At 70.6% G+C, this 23,419-nt stretch carries 24 protein-coding genes; 19 read left to right on the plus strand and 5 right to left on the minus strand.

All coding sequences use genetic code 11. The features are described 5' to 3' along the window. The first annotated feature begins 114 nt into the window (after positions 1 to 114). From ACWEQO_RS26770 to ACWEQO_RS26855, 18 genes are all read left to right on the plus strand, one after another. The gene (locus ACWEQO_RS26770) at positions 115 to 1,221 is read left to right on the plus strand and encodes an LCP family protein (RefSeq protein ID WP_452985543.1); all 1,107 of its coding nucleotides are present in this window, start codon (positions 115 to 117) and stop codon (positions 1,219 to 1,221) included. Positions 1,222 to 1,462: 241 nt separating this feature from the next. After that, positions 1,463 to 1,684 (plus strand): 50S ribosomal protein L31, encoded by a 222-nt coding sequence (gene rpmE / locus ACWEQO_RS26775; RefSeq protein WP_202277427.1) that lies wholly within the window; start codon positions 1,463 to 1,465, stop codon positions 1,682 to 1,684. Between the two features lie 110 nt (positions 1,685 to 1,794). Further along, complete coding sequence (gene prfA / locus ACWEQO_RS26780; RefSeq protein WP_361462082.1) at positions 1,795 to 2,871, plus strand: peptide chain release factor 1; 1,077 nt, start codon at positions 1,795 to 1,797, stop codon at positions 2,869 to 2,871. Positions 2,872 to 2,940: 69 nt separating this feature from the next. Then, positions 2,941 to 3,780, plus strand: coding sequence for a peptide chain release factor N(5)-glutamine methyltransferase (gene prmC, locus ACWEQO_RS26785; RefSeq protein ID WP_452985544.1), 840 nt, complete (start codon positions 2,941 to 2,943; stop codon positions 3,778 to 3,780). A 55-nt stretch (positions 3,781 to 3,835) separates the two neighbouring features. Continuing rightward, entirely contained in the window at positions 3,836 to 4,483 is a 648-nt protein-coding gene (locus tag ACWEQO_RS26790; protein ID WP_279333850.1) for an L-threonylcarbamoyladenylate synthase, read from the plus strand. Beyond that, positions 4,480 to 5,157: an arsenate reductase/protein-tyrosine-phosphatase family protein gene (locus tag ACWEQO_RS26795; protein ID WP_361462077.1), complete on the plus strand. Its 678-nt coding sequence runs from the start codon at positions 4,480 to 4,482 to the stop codon at positions 5,155 to 5,157. Before ACWEQO_RS26790 ends, ACWEQO_RS26795 begins: the two co-directional genes overlap by 4 nt. A gap of 410 nt (positions 5,158 to 5,567) precedes the next feature. Beyond that, entirely contained in the window at positions 5,568 to 6,812 is a 1,245-nt protein-coding gene (locus tag ACWEQO_RS26800) for a serine hydroxymethyltransferase (RefSeq protein ID WP_452985545.1), read from the plus strand. Positions 6,813 to 7,005: 193 nt separating this feature from the next. Beyond that, positions 7,006 to 8,373 (plus strand): MraY family glycosyltransferase, encoded by a 1,368-nt coding sequence (locus tag ACWEQO_RS26805; protein WP_452985546.1) that lies wholly within the window; start codon positions 7,006 to 7,008, stop codon positions 8,371 to 8,373. A 377-nt stretch (positions 8,374 to 8,750) separates the two neighbouring features. After that, entirely contained in the window at positions 8,751 to 9,200 is a 450-nt protein-coding gene (locus ACWEQO_RS26810; protein WP_452985547.1) for a hypothetical protein, read from the plus strand. A gap of 225 nt (positions 9,201 to 9,425) precedes the next feature. Continuing rightward, positions 9,426 to 10,247, plus strand: coding sequence for a F0F1 ATP synthase subunit A (gene atpB, locus ACWEQO_RS26815; protein ID WP_452985548.1), 822 nt, complete (start codon positions 9,426 to 9,428; stop codon positions 10,245 to 10,247). A 70-nt stretch (positions 10,248 to 10,317) separates the two neighbouring features. Then, positions 10,318 to 10,548 (plus strand): ATP synthase F0 subunit C, encoded by a 231-nt coding sequence (gene atpE / locus ACWEQO_RS26820; RefSeq protein WP_055607474.1) that lies wholly within the window; start codon positions 10,318 to 10,320, stop codon positions 10,546 to 10,548. 44 nt (positions 10,549 to 10,592) lie between these two features. Next, on the plus strand, positions 10,593 to 11,138 hold the full coding sequence (locus tag ACWEQO_RS26825) for a F0F1 ATP synthase subunit B (protein WP_361462063.1): 546 nt from the start codon (positions 10,593 to 10,595) through the stop codon (positions 11,136 to 11,138). Continuing rightward, positions 11,135 to 11,950, plus strand: coding sequence for a F0F1 ATP synthase subunit delta (locus ACWEQO_RS26830; RefSeq protein WP_452985549.1), 816 nt, complete (start codon positions 11,135 to 11,137; stop codon positions 11,948 to 11,950). Before ACWEQO_RS26825 ends, ACWEQO_RS26830 begins: the two co-directional genes overlap by 4 nt. A 146-nt stretch (positions 11,951 to 12,096) precedes the next feature. Next, entirely contained in the window at positions 12,097 to 13,689 is a 1,593-nt protein-coding gene (atpA, locus tag ACWEQO_RS26835) for a F0F1 ATP synthase subunit alpha (protein WP_109378019.1), read from the plus strand. 23 nt (positions 13,690 to 13,712) lie between these two features. Next, a complete protein-coding gene (locus ACWEQO_RS26840) occupies positions 13,713 to 14,630 on the plus strand; it encodes a F0F1 ATP synthase subunit gamma (RefSeq protein ID WP_452985550.1) in 918 nt (305 codons plus the stop codon). Next, positions 14,630 to 16,066 carry a F0F1 ATP synthase subunit beta gene (gene atpD, locus ACWEQO_RS26845; RefSeq protein WP_361462055.1) on the plus strand — a complete coding sequence of 479 codons (1,437 nt, stop codon included), beginning with the start codon at positions 14,630 to 14,632 and terminating at the stop codon, positions 16,064 to 16,066. Before ACWEQO_RS26840 ends, atpD begins: the two co-directional genes overlap by 1 nt. Positions 16,067 to 16,176: 110 nt before the next feature. Next, the gene (locus ACWEQO_RS26850; RefSeq protein WP_202277415.1) at positions 16,177 to 16,551 is read left to right on the plus strand and encodes a F0F1 ATP synthase subunit epsilon; all 375 of its coding nucleotides are present in this window, start codon (positions 16,177 to 16,179) and stop codon (positions 16,549 to 16,551) included. Positions 16,552 to 16,713: 162 nt separating this feature from the next. Further along, positions 16,714 to 17,160 (plus strand): DUF2550 domain-containing protein, encoded by a 447-nt coding sequence (locus tag ACWEQO_RS26855; protein ID WP_361462053.1) that lies wholly within the window; start codon positions 16,714 to 16,716, stop codon positions 17,158 to 17,160. Between the two features lie 78 nt (positions 17,161 to 17,238). On the opposite strand, the gene ACWEQO_RS26860 is transcribed toward ACWEQO_RS26855, so the two are convergent. The 3 genes from ACWEQO_RS26860 to ACWEQO_RS26870 form a co-directional block, all read right to left on the minus strand. Next, on the minus strand, positions 17,239 to 19,062 hold the full coding sequence (locus ACWEQO_RS26860) for a glycosyl hydrolase family 18 protein (RefSeq protein ID WP_452985551.1): 1,824 nt from the start codon (positions 19,060 to 19,062) through the stop codon (positions 17,239 to 17,241). Positions 19,063 to 19,189: 127 nt separating this feature from the next. Beyond that, entirely contained in the window at positions 19,190 to 19,831 is a 642-nt protein-coding gene (locus ACWEQO_RS26865) for a response regulator transcription factor (RefSeq protein ID WP_361462048.1), read from the minus strand. After that, on the minus strand, positions 19,831 to 21,021 hold the full coding sequence (locus ACWEQO_RS26870) for a sensor histidine kinase (RefSeq protein ID WP_361462045.1): 1,191 nt from the start codon (positions 21,019 to 21,021) through the stop codon (positions 19,831 to 19,833). Before ACWEQO_RS26870 ends, ACWEQO_RS26865 begins: the two co-directional genes overlap by 1 nt. Positions 21,022 to 21,173: 152 nt before the next feature. Here ACWEQO_RS26870 and ACWEQO_RS26875 point away from each other — a divergent pair, with 152 nt between their 5' ends. Then, a complete protein-coding gene (locus ACWEQO_RS26875) occupies positions 21,174 to 21,767 on the plus strand; it encodes a hypothetical protein (RefSeq protein ID WP_452985552.1) in 594 nt (197 codons plus the stop codon). 34 nt (positions 21,768 to 21,801) lie between these two features. Here the strand turns inward: ACWEQO_RS26875 and ACWEQO_RS26880 are convergent, their stop codons facing one another. Both ACWEQO_RS26880 and ACWEQO_RS26885 read right to left on the minus strand, forming a co-directional pair. Further along, entirely contained in the window at positions 21,802 to 22,374 is a 573-nt protein-coding gene (locus ACWEQO_RS26880; protein ID WP_452985553.1) for a cob(I)yrinic acid a,c-diamide adenosyltransferase, read from the minus strand. 95 nt (positions 22,375 to 22,469) lie between these two features. Further along, on the minus strand, positions 22,470 to 23,204 hold the full coding sequence (locus ACWEQO_RS26885) for a D-Ala-D-Ala carboxypeptidase family metallohydrolase (RefSeq protein ID WP_361462037.1): 735 nt from the start codon (positions 23,202 to 23,204) through the stop codon (positions 22,470 to 22,472). Between the last annotated feature and the right edge of the window lie 215 nt (positions 23,205 to 23,419).

Below are 23,419 nucleotides of genomic sequence, written 5' to 3' on the forward strand. Positions count from 1 at the left end.
GGACCGGGTCACGGGCGAGATCACCGGCCGCCCCGGCGCACAGCGTCTCGCCGTCACCTCCGGGGGCACGATCCCGGACACGGGGGCGACCGACTGGCAGGAGCCGAGGAGCGCATGTCCGCGGAGAGCACACCCGAGACCGGCCCCCGGGCCCGGACGACGCGCCGCACGTCCCACGACCGGCGGCACAGCGGTCTGCGGGCCACGGCGTGGGCCGTCACGGCCGTCCTCGCCCTGGGCGGCGCCGGAGCCGGATACGTGTACGCCGGGCTCGACGGCAACCTCAGCAGCGTCGACATCGACCGCCTCCTCGGCACCGACCGGCCCGAGAAGGCCGGCGACGGCTCCGAGAACATCCTCGTCCTCGGTTCCGACAGCCGCTCCGGGGGCAACCGGAAGCTCGGCGGCGGCGCCGACGACGGCGGCGCCCGCGCCGACACCGCGATGATCGTGCACGTCCACGGGGGACGCGAGAAGGCGTCCGTGGTGTCCGTTCCGCGGGACACCGTCGTCGACCGGCCCGAGTGCACCGACGGCGGGGGCGGCGCCCACCCCGCCGCGCACGGTGTGATGTTCAACTCCGCGTACGCCATCGGCGGGGCCGCCTGCGCGGTGAAGACCGTCGAGTCGATGACCGACCTGCGCATGGACCACTACCTGGAGATCGACTTCACCGGCTTCCGGAAACTCGTGGACGAACTGGGCGGCGTCGAGGTCACCACCACCGAGGACATCGACGACCCCGACAGCCGCCTCGAACTGGCGGCCGGCACCCACCGGCTCGACGGCGCGCAGGCCCTCGGCCTGGTGCGCACCCGGCACGGCGTCGGCGACGGCTCCGACCTGGGCCGCATCCAGCTCCAGCAGGCCTTCCTCAGGGCCCTGGCCCGGCAGGTGAAGGACCTCGGCCTCCTCACCGACCCCAAGAAGCTCTACGACATCGCCGACACGGTCACCAGGGCCGTCACCACCGACTCCGGTCTGGGCTCGGTGAACTCCCTGATGTCCTTCGCCGACGACCTGAAGGACATCGGCCCCGGCGGCATGCACATGGTGACCATGCCGGTGCGTTACGACCCGGCCGCCCCCAACCGCGTCCTGCCGCGGCAGGAGAAGGCGCGGCTGGTCTGGGAGGCCCTGCGGAACGACGAACCGATCCCGCGCGCGGCGACGGCGGACACGGCCACGGGAGGGGCCGGGGGCGTCGTCAGCGCCCCGTGAGCACGTCCCGAACGCCCCCTCGGCCCCCGGCCGCCGCGAGCCGGGTCCGCGGTCCGTACCCGGGAAACTCCGAGAGATCCCGGGAAACCCCGGGAAACCCCGGGAAACCCCGGGAACAAACGTCGGCCGCCCCCGGTTTTGGGGGATGGCCCCAGTCCTGGCAGACTGGTACGTCGGCTCCGGTTCACGCTCCCGCATCCCGTGGTGGCGACCCGGCGCCCTCCCCGATCTAGGAGACACCTTGAAGCGCGACATCCACCCCGCGTACGTCGAGACGCAGGTCAGCTGCACCTGCGGCGCGTCGTTCACGACCCGCAGCACCATCGAGTCCGGCACCGTCCGGGCCGAGGTCTGCTCCGAGTGCCACCCGTTCTACACGGGCAAGCAGAAGATCCTCGACACCGGTGGCCGTGTGGCCCGCTTCGAGGCCCGCTTCGGCAAGGCCTCCGGCTCCAAGAAGTAGCGAGCCACCCATCGCCGGTCCGCGGCAGCGCCTCCCCCGGGAGGCGCCCGCCGGGACCGGCGTTTTTGGTCGCCCGCCTTCCCCTTCCCACGCAGCAGCAGGAGCCCAAGATGTTCGAGGCCGTCGAGGAACTCGTCACCGAACACGCCGACCTGGAGACGAAGCTCGCCGACCCGTCGGTCCACGCCGACCAGGCCAACGCGCGCAGGCTGAACAAGCGGTACGCCGAGCTCACCCCGATCGTCGCCACCTACCGCTCCTGGAAGCAGACCGGCGACGACATCGAGACCGCGCGTGAACTGGCCGCCGACGACCCGGACTTCGCCGCCGAGGTCAAGGACCTGGAACAGCAGCAGGGGGAGCTGACCGAGAAGCTGCGGCTCCTGCTGGTCCCGCGCGACCCCAGCGACGACAAGGACGTCATCCTCGAGGTCAAGGCGGGCGCGGGCGGCGACGAGTCCGCCCTGTTCGCGGGCGACCTGCTGCGCATGTACCTGCGCTACGCCGAGCGCGTCGGCTGGAAGACCGAGATCATCGACGCCACCGAGTCGGAGCTGGGCGGTTACAAGGACGTCCAGGTCGCCGTGAAGACCAAGGGCGGCCAGGGCGCCACCGAACCCGGACAGGGCGTGTGGGCCCGGCTGAAGTACGAGGGCGGCGTGCACCGCGTGCAGCGGGTGCCGGCCACCGAGTCGCAGGGCCGTATCCACACCTCCGCGGCGGGCGTCCTGGTGACGCCCGAGGCGGAGGAGATCGACGTCGAGATCAACCCGAACGACCTGCGGATCGACGTCTACCGCTCCTCCGGCCCCGGCGGCCAGTCCGTCAACACCACCGACTCCGCCGTGCGCGTCACGCACGTGCCGACCGGCGTCGTCGCCTCCTGCCAGAACGAGAAGAGCCAGCTGCAGAACAAGGAGCAGGCACTGCGTATCCTGCGCTCCAGGCTGCTCGCGATGGCGCAGGAGGAGGCGGAACGGGAGGCCTCCGACGCCCGGCGCAGCCAGGTCCGCACCGTCGACCGCTCCGAGAAGATCCGTACCTACAACTTCCCGGAGAACCGCATCTCGGACCACCGCGTCGGGTTCAAGGCGTACAACCTGGACCAGGTCCTGGACGGCGACCTGGACGCGGTGATCCAGGCCTGTGTCGACGCGGACTCGGCTGCCAAGCTCGCCGCAGCGTAACTCTCGTAGACAGTCCGGAGGACCAGCGTGCAGCAACCATTTGGGGGGCGCCCCCCGAACCCCCGCAGCGTGCTGCTCACGGAGGTGGCCCAGGCCACCCAGCGGCTCGCCGACGCCGGCGTGCCCTCGCCGCGCACCGACGCGGAGGAGCTCGCCGCGTTCGTGCACGGAGTCAAGCGCGGCGAGCTGCACCAGGTGAAGGACTCCGACTTCGACGCCCGGTACTGGGAGGTCGTCGCCCGCCGCGAGGCGCGCGAACCGCTCCAGCACATCACCGGGCACGCCTACTTCCGCTACCTCGAACTCCAGGTGGGGCCCGGGGTGTTCGTGCCGCGCCCGGAGACCGAGTCGGTCGTCGGCTGGGCCATAGACGCGGTACGGGCCATGGACGTCGTCGAGCCGTGCGTCGTCGACCTGTGCACCGGCTCGGGCGCGATCGCGCTCGCGCTCGCGCAGGAGGTCCCGCGGTCCCGGGTGTACGCCGTGGAGATGTCCGAGGACGCCCTGGTGTGGACCCGCAAGAACATGGAGGGGTCACGGGTCGAACTGCGTCAGGGCGACGCCCTGACGGCCTTCCCGGACCTCGACGGCCAGGTCGACCTGGTGATCTCCAACCCGCCGTACATCCCGCTCACCGAGTGGGAGTACGTCGCCCCCGAGGCGCGCGACCACGACCCCGAGATGGCGCTGTTCTCCGGCGAGGACGGCCTCGACCTCATCCGCGGCCTGGAACGCACCGCGCACCGGCTGCTGCGTCCCGGCGGGGTGGTCGTCGTCGAGCACGCCGACACCCAGGGCGGCCAGGTGCCGTGGATCTTCGCCGAGGACCGTGGCTGGACCGACGCCGCCGACCACCCGGACCTGAACAACCGGCCCCGGTTCGCCACCGCCCGCAAGGCGGTCCCGTGAGCCCCCCGCAGACTTCACCCACCCCCAGCCGCACGTGCACGAGGAGGCCCGCCAGATGGCTCGGCGATACGACACCAACGACGCGACCGATCGCGCGACCGGTCTGCGTGAAGCCGCGTCCGCCGTCCGCCGTGGCGAGCTCGTGGTGCTGCCGACGGACACGGTCTACGGCATCGGCGCGGACGCGTTCACCGGGGAGGCCGTCGCCGACCTCCTGGAGGCCAAGGGACGCGGCCGCAACATGCCCACACCGGTGCTCATCGGCTCGCCGAACACCCTGCACGGCCTGGTCACCGACTTCTCCGAACAGGCCTGGGAACTGGTCGACGCCTTCTGGCCGGGCGCGCTGACCCTGATCGCCCGGCACCAGCCGTCCCTCCAGTGGGACCTCGGGGACACCCGGGGCACGGTCGCCGTGCGGATGCCGCTGCACCCGGTCGCCATCGAACTGCTCACCGAGGTCGGCCCGATGGCCGTCTCCTCGGCCAACCTGACCGGGCACCCCGCGCCGGAGAACTGCGACGCGGCGCAGGACATGCTCGGCGACTCCGTCTCCGTCTACCTCGACGGCGGGCCCACCCCGGGCATCGTTCCCTCGTCGATCGTCGACGTCACGCGCCCCGTGCCCGTACTGCTGCGCGAGGGCGCCGTCTCCCCGGAGGAGCTGCGCAAAGTGGTACCCGACCTCGAGGTGGCGAATTGACGGCGCCCGAGTCGGGGCGTGGCATAGGCAGCGGGGAGAGCGGCGCGGAGGAGACGACCACCTTCGGGTTCCCGCGCGACAGCTTCCGCATCCTCCACGTCAGCACCGGAAACGTCTGCCGCTCGCCCATCACCGAGCGGCTGACCCGGCATTTCGTGAACCAGCGGCTGGGCATCCTGGGCTGCGGCCTGATCGTGGAGAGCGCGGGCACCTGGGGTCACGAGGGCGCGCCGATGGAGACGCACGCGGAGACCGTGCTGGCCGAGTTCGGCGCGGACGCCTCCGGCTTCGTCGGCCGTGAGCTGCTGGACGAGCACGTCATCCGCGCCGACCTGGTCCTGACCGCGACCCGGGACCACCGCGCCCAGGTCATCTCCATGGGCCACTCGGCGGGCCTGCGCACCTTCACCCTGAAGGAGTTCACCCGCCTGGTGAACGCGATCGACCCGGCGACGCTGCCCCCGCTGGACGACGGCCTGGTCATGCGCGCCCGCGCCCTGGTCCGCGCCGCCGCCGCGCTGCGCGGCTGGCTGCTGGCCCCGACCGCCGAGGCGGACGAGGTCTTCGACCCGTACGGGGCGCCCCTGCCCCTCTTCCGCTCCATCGGCGACGAGATACACCAGGCCCTGGACCCGGTCGTCACCGCCCTCACCGGCGTCCCGACCCAGGTCTGACCGCCCCACCCGGCTCGCGCGCCCGACCGCCCTGTTCGGGTCGCGCGCCCGATCGCTCCACCCGGTGCGCGCTCGACCCGCCCCGCCTGGGGCGCCGGGGCTTCCCGACCCGGCCCGGGCCCGCCCGTCCTGCCCGGGGTGCGGCGCCCGACCGTCCTGCCCGGGGTGCGCGCCCGGCTGCCCCGCCCGGGGTGCCGGGGCTTTCCTGTCCCGGGCGCCGCGGTCCCGGGTCGTTCGTACCGCCGTCGTGCGGCGGGCCGTGCGGGTTGTCGGGGTGGTGGTGGCCGCGAGGCGACCGCCCGTCTACCTCCGGGGGCGTCCTGCCGCCCCGGGAGGGTGCGGCGCCGGGCGGACCGGGGACGGCGGGCCTACATTGGTCGTACGCCGGCGTCGACGTCCGGGAGTCCACCATGACGGTCACCCATGCCCTCGAGGGCGAGTTCGGGGTCCTGCGCAGGCAGGACCCCGAACTCGCCGAGATCCTGCTCGGCGAGCGCGAGCGGCAGGCGACCACGCTCCAGTTGATCGCCGCCGAGAACTTCACCTCGCCGGCCGTGCTGGCCGCCCTCGGCTCCCCGCTGGCCAACAAGTACGCCGAGGGGTACCCGGGCGCCCGCCACCACGGCGGCTGCGAGTTCGCCGACGCCGCCGAACGCCTCGCCGTGGAACGCGCCAGGGCGCTGTTCTGCGCCGACCACGCCAACGTCCAGGCGCACTCCGGCTCGTCGGCCGTGCTGGCCGCCTACGCCGCCCTGCTGCGCCCCGGAGACACCGTCCTGGCCCTCGGCCTGCCCCACGGCGGCCACCTCACCCACGGCTCGCCCGCCAACTTCTCCGGCCGCTGGTTCGACTTCATCGGCTACGGCGTGGACGCGGAGACCGGGCTCATCGACCACGACCAGGTCCGCACCCTGGCCCGTACGCACCGGCCCAAGGCGATCGTGTGCGGCTCCATCGCCTACCCGCGCCACATCGACCACGCCTTCTTCCGCGAGGTGGCCGACGAGGCGGGCGCGTATCTGATCGCGGACGCCGCGCACCCCATCGGCCTGGTCGCCGGGGGAGCGGCCCCGAACCCGGTCCCGTACGCGGACATCGTCTGCGCCACCACGCACAAGGTGCTGCGCGGGCCGCGCGGCGGCATGATCCTGTGCGGCGCGGAACTGGCCGAACGCGTCGACCGCGCCGTCTTCCCCTTCACCCAGGGCGGGGCGCAGATGCACACGATCGCCGCCAAGGCGGTCGCGTTCGGGGAGGCGGCGACACCGGCGTTCACCGTGTACGCCCACCGGGTGGTCGCCAACGGGCGGGCGCTCGCCGCCGCGCTGGCCGACGAGGGACTGACCGTCACCACCGGCGGCACCGACACCCATCTGATCACCGCCGACCCCGCCCCGCTCGGCCTCGCCGGGCGCGAGGCCCGCGGCCTGCTGGCGGGGGCCGGGATCGTCCTGGACTGCTGCGCGCTGCCGCACGCCGACGACCGCGGACTGCGCCTGGGCACCGCGGCGGTGACCACGCAGGGCATGGGGGAGCCGGAGATGGTGCTGATCGCGGGCCTGCTGGCGAGCGTCCTCAGAGGAGGCACCGAGCCCGCACGGGCCCGCGAGGACGTACGGGAACTGACCGCGGCCTTTCCGCCGTACCCCGGCTGAGACGTGTCACCCGGCTCGCCCGGTCGGGGTTTCGCACCCGTGTCGGCGCGCATGCGGGGCAGGCGCGCCCGTGTGCCGGACCGGCCGCGCCGTCACTCGTGCAACCATCGTCGCTACCCGGAAGTCCTCACCCGTATGCGTGCCTCGCTAGGGTGTGGGGCTGTGATGGCCAGCGAGATCTGTGGGGAAGCCCGTGCGTGAATACCTGCTGACGCTCTGCATCACGGCCGCGGTGACGTATCTGCTGACAGGGCCGGTACGGAAGTTCGCGATCGTGGCGGGGGCGATGCCGGAGATCCGGGCACGTGACGTGCACCGGGAACCCACTCCGCGGCTCGGCGGTATCGCCATGTTCTTCGGCCTGTGCGCGGGCCTGCTGGTGGCCAGCCACCTGACGAACCTGAACCAGGTCTTCGAGCGGTCCAACGAACCGCGCGCCCTGCTCTCGGGGGCCGCCCTGATCTGGCTGCTCGGCGTCCTGGACGACAAGTTCGAGATCGACGCCCTGCTCAAACTGGGCGCCCAGATGATCGCCGCCGGCGTCATGATCCTTCAGGGCCTGACCATCCTGTGGCTCCCCGTCCCCGGCGTCGGCACGGTCTCCGTGACCCCGTGGCAGGGGAACCTGATCACCGTGGCGCTGGTCGTCATCACCATCAACGCGGTCAACTTCGTCGACGGACTGGACGGCCTCGCGGCCGGCATGGTGTGCATCGCGGCCTCGGCGTTCTTCCTGTACAGCTACCGGATCTGGTACGGCTACGGTGCCGAGGCGGCGGCCCCCGCCACCCTGTTCTCCGCCGTGCTGATCGGCATGTGCCTCGGCTTCCTGCCGCACAACATGCACCCCGCCCGGATCTTCATGGGGGACTCCGGGTCGATGCTGATCGGTCTGGTCCTCGCGGCGAGCGCCGTGTCGGTCACGGGCCAGCTGGACGTCGAGGCGCTCAACGTCGACCTGGGCGGCACCCGGGAGACGACCCACGCGATGCTGCCCGTCTTCATCCCGCTGCTCATGCCGCTGACGATCATCGCGGTGCCCGTGGCCGACCTGGTCCTGGCCATCGTGCGGCGCACCTGGCGCGGCCAGTCGCCGTTCGCGGCGGACCGGGGCCATCTGCACCACCGTCTGCTGGAGATCGGCCACTCGCACAGCAGGGCGGTGCTGATCATGTACTTCTGGTCGGGGCTGATCGCCTTCGGCGCGCTCGCCTACTCGGTCAACTCGGCGTCGATGTGGATCGTGCTGGGCGTCGTCATCCTGAGCGCCCTCGGCCTGCTGTTGCTCCTGCTGCCCCGGTTCACCCCGCGCGCCCCGCGTTGGGCGGAGGCGTTCCTCCCGCCGCGCTACCGCCGCCGCAGGGCCCTGAAGGCGGCGAAGGCGCCGGAGACGTCCGGGGACACCGGCACGGCGCGGTCACGGGCCGCCGACGCCCCCGAGGAGGCCGCAGGCGGCGACCGCGCCCCGGCCGCCGCCGGCGTCTCGGGCGTCAACGGCGCGACGGCCCTCGGCCACCACGCACGTCTGGGCGACCGGGGGAAGGCCGGCAGCTCCCGCTGACGGGACGTCACGAGAGGCTTCTGGGCGGACATCACGGTCAAGGTAAGAATCCGACTAGAGCATTGCCAAGTCGTGGGGCTGCGATGGGGCGCTCTTGGGGGTGCGAAGCGCCCCAATATCAGACAAGTCCCCCTCTCGCGCGTTCGGACGTGCCGCTTCACCCTCGTGCGTGATGTTCCGCACGCCCATTAGGTAAAGACTCCATCAAATAGTTTGTGATACCGTTCACGAGTCTCGCCGGAGAGAGCCGACGGACCGTGGTGCGACGGTTCGACGGTGGGGAGGAAAACTCACTCCATCCGGGGGACTACGCTCGTCCCCGACGACATCTCATGTGCCTCATGCCTCATGCCCCCTGCTCAAAGCGGAGTTCCGTCATGCCGTCCAACGACGTCCGGATCCTGATTCAGTCCGCCGTCCCCACCGCTGCCGTCGGTGCGGTCGCGGTCGCGGTCGGTGGTGCCGTCGAAGGCGGCCAGGGGGTGATCGGAGCGGTCATCGGGGCGCTGCTCGTGATCCTGCTCATGGGCACGGGGCTGTACGTCCTGCAGTGGATCGCCAAGTCGATACCGCATCTGTTCCAGGCGATGGGGCTGATGATGTACATGACGCAGATCTTGCTGATCTTCGTCTTCATCGCGCTCTTCAAGGACACGACCCTGTTCCACCCGAAGGTCTTCGCCCTCTCGCTGCTCGTCTCCACCCTCACCTGGGTCGCCGCGCAGGCGCGGGCCACGATGAAGGCCAAGACCTTCTACGTGGACCCCGAGCCGACGCCGGCCGGGAACGCGGCGGGGAAGAGGGATTCCGCGGAGCGGTCGTCGTGAGACGTAGGGCCGGGATAAGGGCGCACCACGGACCCTGCTATCGTCCGGTGCCAACTGCGGCATCGCGGGCGCGGGCATCCACGCTGACGCCTGTCACATCGCGAGGCGAGATGCCCCACTGCCGCCCCCACATCCGTAACACCAGTCCCGTGCCGAACCGCGGCCCCGTGCCGCGCCGACACCACGAGGTTGCCGAATCCATGCGCCACGCTGAAGGAGCCCGCGGTGAGTGCTGACCCGACACAGGTGCTCGCCTTCGAGACCGACTGCCACATCTTCGACGGCTGTGGCTTCCCGTCTCCCGGGCTGCACTCGTTCCTGTTCGAGCCCCTGTGGGGCGACGGCGACAGCAGCGTGTACTTCAACAAGACGATGCTGCTGGCGCTGCTCGGCTCGATCATCATCATCGGCTTCTTCTGGGCGGCCTTCCGCCGGCCCCAGGTGGTCCCCGGCAAGCTCCAGATGGTCGCCGAGGCCGGCTACGACTTCGTCCGCCGGGGTGTCGTCTACGAGACGATGGGCAAGCGCGAGGGCGAGAAGTACGTCCCGTTCGTCGTCGCGCTGTTCTTCTTCGTCTGGATGATGAACCTCTGGTCCATCATCCCGTTCGCCCAGATGCCGGTGACGTCGATCTTCGCCTACCCGCTGGGGCTCGCGCTGATCGTCTACATCGTCTGGATCTCGCTGACCTTCAAGCGGCAAGGCTTCGTCGGCGCCCTGAAGAACTTCACCGGCTACGACAAGTCGCTCGGCGCCGCGCTGCCGGTCGTCATGCTGATCGAGGCCTTCTCGAACCTGCTCGTGCGGCCCTTCACCCACGCCGTGCGACTCTTCGCGAACATGTTCGCGGGTCACATCCTGCTGGTGCTGTTCACCATCGCCAGCTGGTACCTGCTGAACGGCATCGGGATCGCCTACGCCAGCGTCTCGTTCCTGATGGTCCTGGTGATGACCGTCTTCGAGCTCTTCATCCAGGCCCTGCAGGCGTACGTCTTCGTCCTGCTGACCGTGACCTACATCCAGGGCGCGCTCGCCGAGCAGCACTGAGCGTCCTGCACCTCCCCCATTCGACCGGTGGCCCACCCCCACCGGCCCGTGAAGAAAAGGAAGAACCGGAATGTCCCAGACCCTTGCTGCCGTCAGCGGTTCGATTGCTTCCATCGGCTACGGCATCGCCGCCTTCGGCCCCGGCATCGGCGTCGGCATCATCTTCGGCAAGGGCACCGAGGCCCTCGCCCGTCAGCCCGAGGCCGCCGGTCTGATCCGCGCCAACCAGATCCTGGGCTTCGCCTTCTGTGAGGCGCTCGCCCTGATCGGTCTGGTCATGCCGTTCGTCTACGGCCTCTGATCGTCTGATCCGCGACCGGCTCACCAGACGAAAGGCACTCTGATATGAGCCCCATGCTTCATATCGCGGCCGAGGAGCTTCAGAACCCCCTCGTCCCGCCGATTCCCGAGCTCGTCATCGGCCTGCTCGCCTTCGTCATCGTTTTCGGTTTCCTCGCCAAGAAGCTCCTCCCGAACATCAACAAGGTTCTGGAGCAGCGGCGTGAGGCCATCGAGGGCGGTATCGAGAAGGCCGAGGCCGCTCAGACCGAGGCCCAGAGCGTTCTCGAGCAGTACAAGGCCCAGCTCGCCGAGGCCCGGCACGAGGCCGCGCGCCTGCGCCAGGAGGCGCAGGAGCAGGGCGCCACGCTCATCGCCGAGATGCGCGCGGAAGGCCAGCGGCAGCGTGAGGAGATCATCGCCGCCGGTCACGCTCAGATCGAGGCGGACCGCAAGGCCGCCGCGTCGGTGCTGCGTCAGGACGTCGGCAAGCTCGCCACCGACCTGGCCGGCAAGCTCGTCGGCGAGTCCCTCGAGGACCACGCCCGGCAGAGCCGCGTGATCGACCGGTTCCTCGACGACCTCGACCAGAAGGCCGAGGCCGCACGATGAACGGAGCGAGCCGCGAGGCCCTGGCAGCCGCACGTGAGCGTCTCGACGCGCTGACGGACTCCACGTCCGTCGACGCCGGCTCGCTCGCCGAAGAGCTGGCCGCCGTCACCGCGCTGCTCCACCGCGAGGTGTCGTTGCGCCGGGTCCTCACCGACCCGGCGCAGGCCGGCGAGGCCAAGGCGGAACTGGCCCAGCGCCTGTTCGGTACCCAGCTCAGCGGCAACGCCGCCGACCTGGTGGCCGGCATGGTGCGCTCCCGCTGGTCGCAGTCCCGCGACCTGGTGGACGCACTGGAACAGCTGGCCGACCTCGCCGACCTCACCGCCGCGCAGCAGGCGGGCGCACTCGACGGTGTCGAGGACGAGCTGTTCCGGTTCGGCCGGATCGTCTCCTCGAGCAAGGAGCTGCGCGCCGCGCTGACCGACCGCAAGGCCACCACCTCCGCCAAGAGCGAGCTGCTGCGCAGCCTGCTCGGCGGCAAGGCGAACGCGACCACCGAGCGTCTCGTGACGCGTCTGGTGACCGCGCCGCGGGGACGTAGCCTGGAATCGGGACTCGACTCCCTCTCCAAGCTCGCCGCCGAGCGGCGCGATCGCATGGTGGCCGTCGTCACCTCCGCGGTGCCGCTGAGCGACGCGCAGAAGCAGCGCCTCGGCGCCGGCCTCGCGAAGCTCTACGGCCGCCGCATGCACCTCAACCTCGCCGTGGATCCCGAGGTCGTCGGCGGGATGCGGGTGCAGGTCGGCGACGAGATCATCAACGGCTCCATCGCGGACCGGCTGGAGGACGCGAGCCGCCGACTGGCGAGCTAGCGCCGACGCAGCAACTGAACACCAAGAACGTACTTGCGGCCCTGGTTGGGCCGTGCAGAGGATTCACCTCTTCCGGGGGGAGTCCCGACTCGTGGAATACCCCCCAAGTGAAACTTCGGGCCCAACAAGGAGAGCAGGGAACTCAGATGGCGGAGCTCACGATCCGGCCGGAGGAGATCCGGGACGCACTGGAGAACTTCGTCCAGTCGTACAAGCCGGACGCGGCCTCGCGCGAGGAAGTCGGCACGGTCACCCTCGCCGGCGACGGCATCGCCAAGGTCGAGGGTCTGCCCTCGGCCATGGCCAACGAGCTGCTGAAGTTCGAGGACGGCACCCTCGGCCTCGCCCTCAACCTCGAGGAGCGCGAGATCGGTGCCATCGTCCTCGGTGAGTTCAGCGGCATCGAGGAGGGCCAGCCGGTCGCCCGCACCGGCGAGGTCCTGTCCGTCGCCGTGGGCGAGGGCTACCTCGGCCGCGTGGTCGACCCGCTCGGCAACCCGATCGACGGCCTCGGCGAGATCGAGACCGAGGGCCGCCGCGCCCTCGAACTGCAGGCCCCCACGGTCATGCAGCGCAAGTCGGTGCACGAGCCGATGGAGACGGGCTACAAGGCCGTCGACGCCATGACCCCGATCGGCCGCGGCCAGCGTCAGCTGATCATCGGCGACCGCGGCACCGGCAAGACCGCGCTGGCCGTCGACACGATCATCAACCAGCGTGACAACTGGCGCTCCGGCGACGTGAACAAGCAGGTCCGCTGCATCTACGTCGCCGTCGGCCAGAAGGGCTCCACCATCGCGTCGGTCCGCCGCGCGCTGGAGGAGAACGGCGCCCTGGAGTACACGACCATCGTCGCCGCCCCGGCGTCCGACCCGGCCGGCTTCAAGTACCTGGCGCCCTACACCGGCTCGGCCATCGGCCAGCAGTGGATGTACCAGGGCAAGCACGTCCTGATCATCTTCGACGACCTGTCGAAGCAGGCCGACGCCTACCGCGCCGTCTCCCTGCTGCTGCGCCGCCCGCCGGGGCGCGAGGCCTACCCGGGTGACGTCTTCTACCTGCACTCCCGCCTCCTGGAGCGCTGCGCCAAGCTCTCCGACGAGATGGGCAAGGGCTCGATGACCGGTCTGCCGATCGTCGAGACCAAGGCGAACGACGTGTCGGCGTTCATCCCGACCAACGTCATCTCCATCACCGACGGCCAGTGCTTCCTGGAGTCCGACCTGTTCAACGCCGGTCAGCGCCCGGCCCTGAACGTCGGTATCTCGGTCTCCCGCGTCGGTGGCTCGGCCCAGCACAAGGCGATGAAGCAGGTCTCCGGCCGACTGCGCGTGGACCTCGCCCAGTTCCGTGAGCTGGAGGCGTTCGCCGCCTTCGGCTCCGACCTGGACGCCGCGTCGAAGTCGCAGCTGGAGCGCGGTCAGCGCATGGTCGAGCTGCTGAAGCAGGACCAGTACCAGCCGATGGCCACCGAGGACCAGGTCGTCTCCGTCTGGGCCGGCACCACCGGCAAGATGGACGAGGTACCGGTCGCCGACATCCGCCGCTTCGAGAAGGAGCTGCTGGAGTACCTGCACCGCAGCGAGCAGGGCCTCATGACCTCCATCCGCGAGGGCGGCAAGATGTCGGACGACACCCTCCAGGCCGTGGGCGACGCGATCGCGGCCTTCAAGAAGCAGTTCGAGACGAGCGAAGGCAAGCTGCTCGGCGAGGACGCTCCGGCCGCTGCCGCCAAGTGACGTTCAAGGAAGGGACCTGACTCATGGGAGCCCAGCTCCGGGTCTACAAGCGTCGCATCCGATCCGTCACCGCGACCAAGAAGATCACCAAGGCGATGGAGATGATCGCCGCCTCGCGCGTCGTCAAGGCGCAGCGCAAGGTGCGGTCCTCCACGCCGTACGCCGACGAACTGACCCGCGCGGTCACGGCCGTCGGCACCGGTTCGGACGCCAAGCACCCGCTGACCACGGAGGCGGAGAACCCGACCCGTGCCGCGGTCCTGCTCCTCACGAGCGACCGCGGCCTGGCCGGCGCCTTCAACGCCAACGCGATCAAGGCGGCGGAGCAGCTGACCGCGCGCCTGGAGGGCGAGGGCGTGGAGGTCGAGACGTACATCGTCGGCCGCCGCGGTCTGGCGCACTACAACTTCCGTGAGCGCACGGTCGCGGAGTCCTTCTCGGGCTTCACCGACGAGCCCTCGTACGCGGACGCCAAGACCGTCGCGGCACCGCTGATCGAGGCCATCGAGAAGGACACGGCGGACGGCGGTGTGGACGAACTCCACATCGTCTACACCGAGTTCGTCTCGATGATGACGCAGACCGCGGTCGACTCCCGGCTGCTTCCGCTGCGCCTCGAAGAGGTCGCGGAGGAGACGTCCACCAAGGACGAGATCCTCCCGCTGTACGACTTCGAGCCCTCGGCGGAGGACGTCCTCGACGCCCTGCTGCCGCGCTACGTGGAGAGCCGCATCTACAACGCGCTGCTCCAGTCGGCCGCTTCGAAGCACGCCGCCACGCGGCGCGCGATGAAGTCGGCCACCGACAACGCGGGTGAGCTGATCAACACGCTCTCCCGTCTTGCCAACGCGGCCCGCCAGGCCGAAATCACCCAGGAAATCAGCGAGATCGTCGGTGGCGCAGGCGCTCTGGCCGACGCAAACGCGGGGAGTGACAATTAATGACCACCACTGTTGAGACCGCGACGGCCACGGGCCGTGTCGCCCGGGTCATCGGCCCGGTCGTCGACGTGGAGTTCCCCGTCGACGCGATGCCGGAGATCTACAACGCCCTGCACGTCGAGGTCGCCGACCCGGCGAACGCGGGCGAGCTGAAGACGCTGACCCTGGAGGTCGCCCAGCACCTGGGTGAGGGTCTGGTCCGCACCATCTCCATGCAGCCCACCGACGGTCTGGTCCGCCAGGCCGCGGTGACCGACACGGGCTCGGCCATCTCCGTCCCGGTCGGCGACTTCACCAAGGGCAAGGTGTTCAACACCCTCGGTGAGGTGCTGAACAGCGACGAGAGCTACGACGGCGAGCGCTGGCCGATCCACCGCAAGGCGCCGAACTTCGACGAGCTCGAGTCGAAGACCGAGATGTTCGAGACCGGCGTCAAGGTCATCGACCTGCTGACCCCGTACGTCAAGGGCGGCAAGATCGGTCTGTTCGGCGGCGCCGGCGTCGGCAAGACGGTGCTCATCCAGGAGATGATCTACCGCGTCGCCAACAACCACGACGGTGTGTCGGTGTTCGCCGGTGTCGGTGAGCGCACCCGTGAGGGCAACGACCTCATCGACGAGATGAGCGAGTCGGGCGTCATCGACAAGACCGCGCTGGTCTTCGGTCAGATGGACGAGCCCCCGGGCACCCGTCTGCGCGTCGCGCTGGCCGGCCTCACCATGGCCGAGTACTTCCGTGACGTCCAGAAGCAGGACGTGCTGTTCTTCATCGACAACATCTTCCGCTTCACGCAGGCCGGTTCCGAGGTGTCGACCCTGCTCGGCCGCATGCCCTCCGCGGTGGGCTACCAGCCGAACCTGGCCGACGAGATGGGTCTCCTCCAGGAGCGCATCACCTCGACCCGCGGTCACTCGATCACCTCGATGCAGGCGATCTACGTCCCCGCGGACGACCTGACCGACCCGGCCCCGGCCACCACCTTCGCCCACCTCGACGCGACGACGGTGCTCTCCCGTCCGATCTCCGAGAAGGGCATCTACCCGGCCGTGGACCCGCTGGACTCCACGTCCCGCATCCTGGACCCGCGCTACATCGCGCAGGACCACTACGACGCGGCCATGCGGGTGAAGAACATCCTGCAGAAGTACAAGGACCTGCAGGACATCATCGCGATCCTCGGTATCGACGAGCTCGGCGAGGAGGACAAGCTCGCCGTCCACCGCGCCCGTCGCGTGGAGCGCTTCCTGTCCCAGAACACCCACGTCGCCAAGCAGTTCACCGGCGTGGACGGTTCGGACGTGCCGCTGGACGAGTCGATCGCCGCGTTCAACGCGATCTGCGACGGTGAGTACGACCACTTCCCGGAGCAGGCGTTCTTCATGTGCGGTGGCATCGAGGACCTGAAGAAGAACGCGAAGGAGCTGGGCGTCTCCTGAGCCTCGCGCTCGAGTCGGGGGGCGGGCACCGCCCCGCCCCCTGACCCCCGCCCATTAGACTTGTAACCAACACCCGGCGGACCTGCCGGGTGGTGACCCGAGGAGCCATCTTGGCTGCTGAGCTGCACGTCGCGCTGGTCGCGGCCGACCGAGAGGTCTGGTCGGGCGAGGCCACCCTGGTCGTCGCGCGCACCACGTCCGGCGACATCGGCGTCATGCCCGGTCACCAGCCGCTGCTCGGTGTGCTGGAGTCGGGCCCGGTGACCATCCGTACGAACGACGGCGGGACGGTCGTCGCCGCGGTGCACGGCGGTTTCATCTCGTTCGCGGACGACAAGCTGTCGCTGCTGGCCGAGATCGCCGAGCTGTCGGACGAGATCGACGTCAAGCGCGCGGAGCGGGCGCGGGACCGTGCGAAGTCGGAGGCCGACGCCTCGGCGGAGCGGCGCGCGGACGTACGACTGCGTGCGGCGGCGGGGCACTGAACGACCCGAGGAGCCTTCCAGGCCGTCTAGGCTCTGGGGGAGCCGTGCAATGACGTGACTCAGCCGCGGCTGGGACCGGAGCGATCCGGACCCGGTCGCGGCTGAGGCAGATCTGGATGATTTTTCCGTTCCGTTACCTAGGAGACGAGGAGGTCGGTGTCGATGGTCCTCGCTCTGACTGTGTGCGGAAGTGTCGTGGCGCTCGTGGTGGTGGGCCTCTTCGTGTTCGGCCTGCGCCGCCGCTTCCTCCAGCGTTCCGGCGGAACCTTCGACTGCAGCCTGCGCTGGGACGTCCCGGAGGAGGGCGACACCGGCGGCAAGGGCTGGGCGTACGGGGTGGCCCGCTACAACGGCGACCGGGTGGAGTGGTTCCGCGTCTTCTCCTACGCGCTGCGTCCGCGCCGCGTCCTGGAACGCTCGTCGATCGAGGTGGCCGGCCGCCGGGTGCCGGAGGGCGAGGAGGAGCTGGCGCTGCTGTCGGACGCGGTGATCCTGGCCTGTCTGCACCGGGGCAGGCGGCTGGAGCTAGCGATGAGCGACGACGCGCTGACCGGTTTCCTCGCCTGGCTGGAGGCGGCGCCCCCCGGGCAGAGGGTGAACGTGGCGTAGACACGTGCAGACGCGGGTGCTCCCCCGGACGAGGTCCGGGGGAGCACTTCTCGTTGCGTGTGATGCGGTGCCGGTGGCCTACTTCAGGCCGTTGTGGATGGCGCCGACCAGTTCGCCGTTCGCGGTGTCACCGCTGAACTCCCAGAAGAAGGCTCCGCCCAGGCCCTGGTTCTTGGCCCAGGCCATCTTGCCGTTGATGGTGGCGGGGGTGTCGTAGGACCACCAGTTGGTGCCGCAGTGGGCGTACGCCGTGCCGGCGATGGTGCCGGTGACCGGACAGCTGTTCTTGAGGATCTTGTAGTCCTCGATGCCGGCCTCGTAGGCGCCGGGCGCCGGGCCGGTGGCCGCGCCGCCGGGGGCGGCCTGGGTGACGCCGGTCCAGCCGCGGCCGTAGAAGCCGATGCCGAGCAGCAGCTTGCTCGCCGGGACGCCCTTGGCCTTCAGCTTGGCGATGGCGGCGGCCGAGTTGAAGCCGTCCTGCGGGATGCCGTTGTACGCGGTCAGCGGCGAGTGCGGGGCGGTGGGGCCGTCCTTGTCGAAGGCGCCGAAGTAGTCGTACGTCATCACGTTGTACCAGTCGAGGTACTGGGCGGCGCCGCCGTAGTCGGCCGCGTCGATCTTGCCGCCGTTCGAGCCGTCCGCGGTGATGGCGGCGGTGACCAGGTAGTCCTTGCCGAACTCGGCGCGCAGGGCCTGGGAGAGGTTCCTGAAGGCCGCCGGGCCGCTGGTGTCGCAGGTGAGGCCGCAGGCGTTCGGGTACTCCCAGTCGATGTCGATGCCGTCGAATACGTCGGCCCAGCGCGGGTCCTCCACGACCTGCTTGCAGGACTTGGCGAATGCGGCCGGGTTCTGCGCGGCCTGGCCGAAGCCGCCGGAGTAGGTCCAGCCGCCGAACGAGTACAGCACCTTGATGTGAGGGTACTTGGCCTTCAGCTGGCGCAGCTGGTTGAAGTTGCCGCGCAGCGGCTGGTCCCAGGCGTCGGCGGTGCCGCTGACGGACTGGTCGGCGGTGTAGGCCTTGTCGGTGGCGGCGTAGGCGTCGTCGAGCTTGCACTGGCCGCCCACGACGTTGCCGAACGCGTAGTTGATGTGCGTGATCTTGGCGGCGGAGCCGGACGTCACCAGGTCCTTGACGTGGTAGTTGCGGCCGTAGACGCCCCACTCGGTGAAGTAGCCGAGGTTGATCTTGCCGCCGGTGGGCGGCGGTTCCTCGGTGTTGCCGGTGGTGCGGACCCGCACCGCGCCGCTGACCGGACCGGTCTGGTCGGCGGTGTCCCGGGCCTGGACGGTGTACGAGTAGTCGGTGCCCTTGGCCAGCCCGGTGTCCGTGTACGAGGTGCCGGTCACGGTGGCGACCCTGGAGCCGTCGCGCAGCACGTCGTAGTTCTTGACGCCCTTGTCGTCGGTGGCCGCGGACCAAGACAGCCGCACGGAGGTGTCGGTGACGCCCGAGGCGCTGGGGGTGCCGGGGGCGGAGGGGGGCGTGTCGCCGGGAACGGAGGCGCCGTCGCAGCTGCCGCCGTTGAGCTTGCATCCGGTGGGGGAGCCGGAGCCGCTGCCGTTGAAGCCGAAGGAGATCGACGCCCCGGGAGCGAGGGTGCCGTTCCAGCCGACGTTCTTGGCGGTCCAGTGGTTGCCGGAGTTGGTGACCGTGGCGTCCCAGGCGGAGGTGACCTTGGTGCCGGAGGGGAAGTCCCACTCCACGGTCCAGGAATTGATCGTCGTGGTGCCGGTGTTCTTCACCGTCCACTTGCCCTCGAAGCCGGATCCCCAGTCCTGGGTCTTGGCGTAGGTGGCGGTCGCCGAGGTCGCGGCCTGGGCGGGGGTCGCGAGGGCGACGAGAGCGGAGAGGGGGAGGAGCAGGGTCGAGAACCCTGCCACGGCTCTGTGTCTGAAGCGCATACCGCGCCTCCTTCGTGGGGTGACGGATGTCGCCGTGGGCATGACTGAGCCTCCACACCCACGGTGCCGCGAGGATAGAAAGGTCTGGACCACGGGTCAATAGGTCTGGACCACCTACTCGTTCCGGTCAGATCCCCAGCTCCTGCGCCAGTACCGCGGCCTGCACCCGGCTGCGCAGCCCCAGCTTTCCCAGCAGGCGGCTGACGTGGGTCTTCACCGTGGCCTCCGCCATGTCGAGGCGCTCCGCGACGGCGGCGTTGGACAGGCCCTCGCCGAGACAGGACAGCACCTCCCGCTCGCGCCGGGTGAGGGAGTCCAGCACCGCCGGATCGACCGTGGACCCGCGGGCGGGCTTCGCGGCGAACGCGGCGATCAGCCGCCGGGTCACGGCCGGGGCGACGATCCCCTCCCCGCGCGCCACCGTGCGCACCGCCTCGACGAGGTCCTTCGCCTCCGTGTTCTTCAGCAGGAACCCCGAGGCGCCGGCCCGCAGCGCCCCGAAGACGTACTCGTCGAGGTCGAAGGTGGTCAGCACCAGCACGTCGGCGAGCCCCTCCGCGACCACCTGCCGGGTGGCCGACACCCCGTCCAGGCGCGGCATCTGCACATCCATCAGCACCAGGTCCGGACGCAGTTCACGGGCGAGCGCCACCGCCTGCTCACCGTCCGCCGCCTCACCCACCACCTCGATGTCGGGCGCGCTGCGCAGGATGAGCACCAGCCCGGCGCGGACGGCCGACTGGTCCTCGGCGACCAGGACGCGGATCATCAGGTGTCTCCTTGCACGACGTCGGTGACGGGGAGGGTGGCGCGCACCACCCACAGCCTGCCCTCCGGACCGTTCTGCGGACCGGCCTCGAACGTGCCGTCCAGCAGGGCGGCCCGCTCCCGCATGCCGACGAGACCGGCCCCCGAACCCGGCGCACGCGGGGCCTCCCGGCCGCAGTGGGGACTGGTCACCCGGATGTCGAGGGCACCGGCCGACCGGCGCAGGCACACGGTGACCCTGCCCGGCGCGGCATGCTTCAACGCGTTCGTCAGCGACTCCTGCACGATCCTGTACGCGGCGAGTTCCACCGGTGCGGGGACGTCGCTGTACGTGGCGTCGAGGGTGACGTCCAGGCCGTTGGCGCGGGCGCCCGCCACCAGGGTGCCGAGGCCGTCGAGGGTGGGGGTGGCCGCCGGTTCCCGGTCGTCCTCCCCGTCGCGCAGGATGCCGATGAGCCGTCGCATCTCGGACAGTCCCTGCACGCTGTTCTCCCGGATCACGCCGAGTGCCTCCTTGGAGGTGCCGGGGTCGTCCAGGGAGAGGGCGGCCGTGGAGTGGATGGCGATCGCGGAGAGGTGGTTGGCGACCATGTCGTGCAACTCGCGGGCCATGCGGGCACGTTCCGCGGTCACCGCCTGGGTGCGGTCCATCTCCGCGAGCAGCGCGGTCTGTTCGGCCCGCAGCCGGGCGGCCTCGGCGGCGTCGCGGTGGTTGCGCACGATGAGGCCGGTCGAGGCGGGCCCGAACGTCACGGCACCGACGACGAGCCCGAGGAGCAGTGCCTCCGGCACCCGCCACACGGCGTAGGGAACCAGCGTCGCCGCGATCGTGAACATGCCGGTGATCCACGGCAGCCGGCGGGCGGTGGCGGACGTGCCGTACACGACGGCGGCGTACATCAGGTCCGTGTACATCACGATCGTGGCGATGCTGCCCCGGGTCATGACGTCCGCGGCCAGCGCGAGCGTGCCGACGGCCAGGGCGGTGCGCGGGGTGGTGCGGCGCAGCAGTTCGCAACCGGCGGTCACGGCGAGCGGCACGAGGAGCGGCCAGCGGCCGTCGAAGAGGACGGTCGGGTCGTCGCCCGGCCGGACGCCCAGGCCGAAGCCCCACAGCAGCAGCCCGCCGGCGAGTCCGGCGAGCGCGACCCCCACGTCGAAGCGGGGCGGGCGGGGCGGTCGTACGGCCATGGCACCATCCAACACGGTGCGCGCACCCGGCGCCTGACCCCCGCGGACGGTCCTGGACTGCATCTTTCGATGTACCGCGAGTTCATCGGCGGCGACGACGCCCCGGGCCGCCCCGCACGGGAGCCTGGAAGGGTGACCGAGAGGAGCGAACCGTGATCGTCGCCTTGATCGCCGCATGCGAGATCGGCTTCTGGGTGCTGCTGGCCGCCGGACTGGCCTTCCGCTACCTGCTGAAGATGCCGCGCACCGGCCTGGCGCTGCTGCTGTGCGAGCCGCTGCTGGAGGTCGTCCTGCTGGTCGCCACCGCGCTGGACCTGAGGAACGGTGCCGAGCCGAGCTGGGCGCACGGTCTGGCCGCGCTCTACATCGGCTACACCGTCGGGCACGGCCACCGCACCGTGAAGTGGCTCGACGGCCACGCCGCCCACCGGTTCGGCGGCGCCCCGAAGCCTGCCGGCCCGCCCCGCTACGGCACGGCCCGCGCCCGGCACGAGACCAGGGTGTGGCTGGGCACGCTGGCGGGGGCCGTCGTGGCCACCGTGCTGCTCCAGCTCGCCATCCGGTACGTCGGCGACGCGAGCCGGGTGGGTCCCCTGGAGGGCTGGCGCGCCATCGCCTGGCGGGCCGCCGGCATCCACGGCCTGATCGCCCTGACCTACTGGCTCTGGCCGAAGAAGGCCCCGGCGGGCGAGGGGCGGGCGGAGCGGGACGGGCTCGCCGAGCCGAAGAAGAGCCTCCGCCGGTGAGCCCGCCCGGGCGTCTGCCCGCTGCCGTCGCCCCTCAGCGCTCCCCGCCCGGCACCCACAGCACGTCGCCGGTCTCCTTGTTGGCGGTGCGGGCCAGGATGAAGAGGAGGTCGGAGAGGCGGTTGAGGTAGGTGGCGGCGAGGGGGTTCATGGTGTCGCCGTGCACCTCCAGGGCCGCCCAGGTGGAGCGCTCCGCGCGGCGGACCACCGTGCAGGCCTGGTGGAGCAGGGCGGCGCCCGCCGTGCCTCCCGGGAGGATGAAGGAGCGCAGCTTCTCCAGCCGCTCGTTGAAGTGGTCGCAGTCCGCCTCCAGCCGGTCCACGTAGAACTGCTTGACCCGCAGCGGCGGGAACTCCGGGTTCTCCACGACCGGCGTCGACAGGTCGGCGCCCACGTCGAACAGGTCGTTCTGTACGCGGGTGAGGACCTTGACGACCTCCTCGTCCAGGGCGCCCAGCGCGATCGCGGCGCCGATCACCGCGTTCGCCTCGTTGGCGTCGGCGTAGGCGGCGATGCGCAGGTCGGTCTTGGCGACCCGGCTCATGTCACCGAGGTTGGTGGTGCCCTTGTCGCCGGTCTTCGTGTAGATGCGTGTCAGATTGACCATGCCGCCAGCCTAGTGACGCCCCGGCGGCCCGGACACCGGTGTGCCGACCGTCACGGCCCGCCGTGACGGTCGGTCCCGCGTGGGCGGAGCGCCGGTCAGATCCCGCAGGTGGGTGCGGACCAGTACGGTGACGGGTCGAAGGCCACGTGGGTGTGGTCGTTGTGGCCCGGGTAGCCGGGACCGAGGATCTCGGAGAAGCCGTGGACCCGGGACTGGCGGGCGAGGGTGCACAGGCTCGGCGAGCCGACGAGGTCGGCCGCGTCGCCGTAGAGGTGGCGGCTGGTCGACGAACCGCCGACCGCGCTGTTGCAGGCGTAGGAGCGGAAGCCGCTGGAGACGGTGATCGGCACGTCGCCGAGAGCGTGCCGCAGCGCCTCCAGCTTCCACATCGTTTTCAGCGCGTTCGCCTTGGCGGTGGCCGCCGGGACCGCGCCGCCCGACCAGGTGGAGTTGCACTTGTTGAGTTCGGCGTAGCCGAAGTGGACGGGCGTGCAGTCTGGGTCCTGGAGCGCGTAGATCTTGCTGAAGGTCTGCGGACCGGCGACACCGTCGGCGGACAGCCCGTACGCCGACTGGAACTTCTTGACGGCGGCGGCGGTGCGGGCACCGTACTGGCCGTCGTAGGAGAGCCGCTCGCCCGAGGTGACCCAGCCGGCGACCCGGATCTGCAGCTGCGTCACGTCGCTGCCGGAGGAGCCCTGGGACAGGGTGCGGTTCCAGGTGTAGCACTCGTCGGCGTGCGCCGCGCCGGCGGTGGCACCCACTCCGAGAACCGTACCAGCCATGACCATGACAAATGAGAGAAGGGTGCGTGCCGCGCGTCTCAGCATTTTGGCCTCCCGACCGTCCGTCGCTGGATGGAACGGTGCCGCCCACCCGGACGGCACCCGCCGACCAGCGTGCGGCACGGTGCTACGCGCGTCAACAATCAGTGGGCGAATGCCTGGAGTTGACGGTGGGGAGGGGTGGTGACCGGACCCTGGGAGCCGCGGAGTCGGCGGGAGTGATGGGCGTCTCACTGCGTGAGGCGTGACACGCATTACTA

The organism is Streptomyces sp. NPDC004051, assembly GCF_053604275.1.

Coding starts and splice junctions, on each gene's coding strand:
- ACWEQO_RS26840 (WP_452985550.1), top strand. CDS start 13,713: ATGGGAGCCCAGCTCCGGGTCTACAAGCGTCGCATCCGATCCGTCACC.
- atpD (WP_361462055.1), top strand. CDS start 14,630: ATGACCACCACTGTTGAGACCGCGACGGCCACGGGCCGTGTCGCCCGG.
- ACWEQO_RS26825 (WP_361462063.1), top strand. CDS start 10,593: ATGAGCCCCATGCTTCATATCGCGGCCGAGGAGCTTCAGAACCCCCTC.
- ACWEQO_RS26790 (WP_279333850.1), top strand. CDS start 3,836: ATGGCTCGGCGATACGACACCAACGACGCGACCGATCGCGCGACCGGT.
- ACWEQO_RS26810 (WP_452985547.1), top strand. CDS start 8,751: ATGCCGTCCAACGACGTCCGGATCCTGATTCAGTCCGCCGTCCCCACC.
- ACWEQO_RS26880 (WP_452985553.1), bottom strand. CDS start 22,374: ATGGTCAATCTGACACGCATCTACACGAAGACCGGCGACAAGGGCACC.
- ACWEQO_RS26860 (WP_452985551.1), bottom strand. CDS start 19,062: ATGCGCTTCAGACACAGAGCCGTGGCAGGGTTCTCGACCCTGCTCCTC.
- ACWEQO_RS26870 (WP_361462045.1), bottom strand. CDS start 21,021: ATGGCCGTACGACCGCCCCGCCCGCCCCGCTTCGACGTGGGGGTCGCG.
- ACWEQO_RS26830 (WP_452985549.1), top strand. CDS start 11,135: ATGAACGGAGCGAGCCGCGAGGCCCTGGCAGCCGCACGTGAGCGTCTC.
- prfA (WP_361462082.1), top strand. CDS start 1,795: ATGTTCGAGGCCGTCGAGGAACTCGTCACCGAACACGCCGACCTGGAG.
- ACWEQO_RS26800 (WP_452985545.1), top strand. CDS start 5,568: ATGACGGTCACCCATGCCCTCGAGGGCGAGTTCGGGGTCCTGCGCAGG.
- ACWEQO_RS26855 (WP_361462053.1), top strand. CDS start 16,714: ATGGTCCTCGCTCTGACTGTGTGCGGAAGTGTCGTGGCGCTCGTGGTG.
- ACWEQO_RS26770 (WP_452985543.1), top strand. CDS start 115: ATGTCCGCGGAGAGCACACCCGAGACCGGCCCCCGGGCCCGGACGACG.
- atpA (WP_109378019.1), top strand. CDS start 12,097: ATGGCGGAGCTCACGATCCGGCCGGAGGAGATCCGGGACGCACTGGAG.
- ACWEQO_RS26885 (WP_361462037.1), bottom strand. CDS start 23,204: ATGCTGAGACGCGCGGCACGCACCCTTCTCTCATTTGTCATGGTCATG.
- atpE (WP_055607474.1), top strand. CDS start 10,318: ATGTCCCAGACCCTTGCTGCCGTCAGCGGTTCGATTGCTTCCATCGGC.
- ACWEQO_RS26865 (WP_361462048.1), bottom strand. CDS start 19,831: ATGATCCGCGTCCTGGTCGCCGAGGACCAGTCGGCCGTCCGCGCCGGG.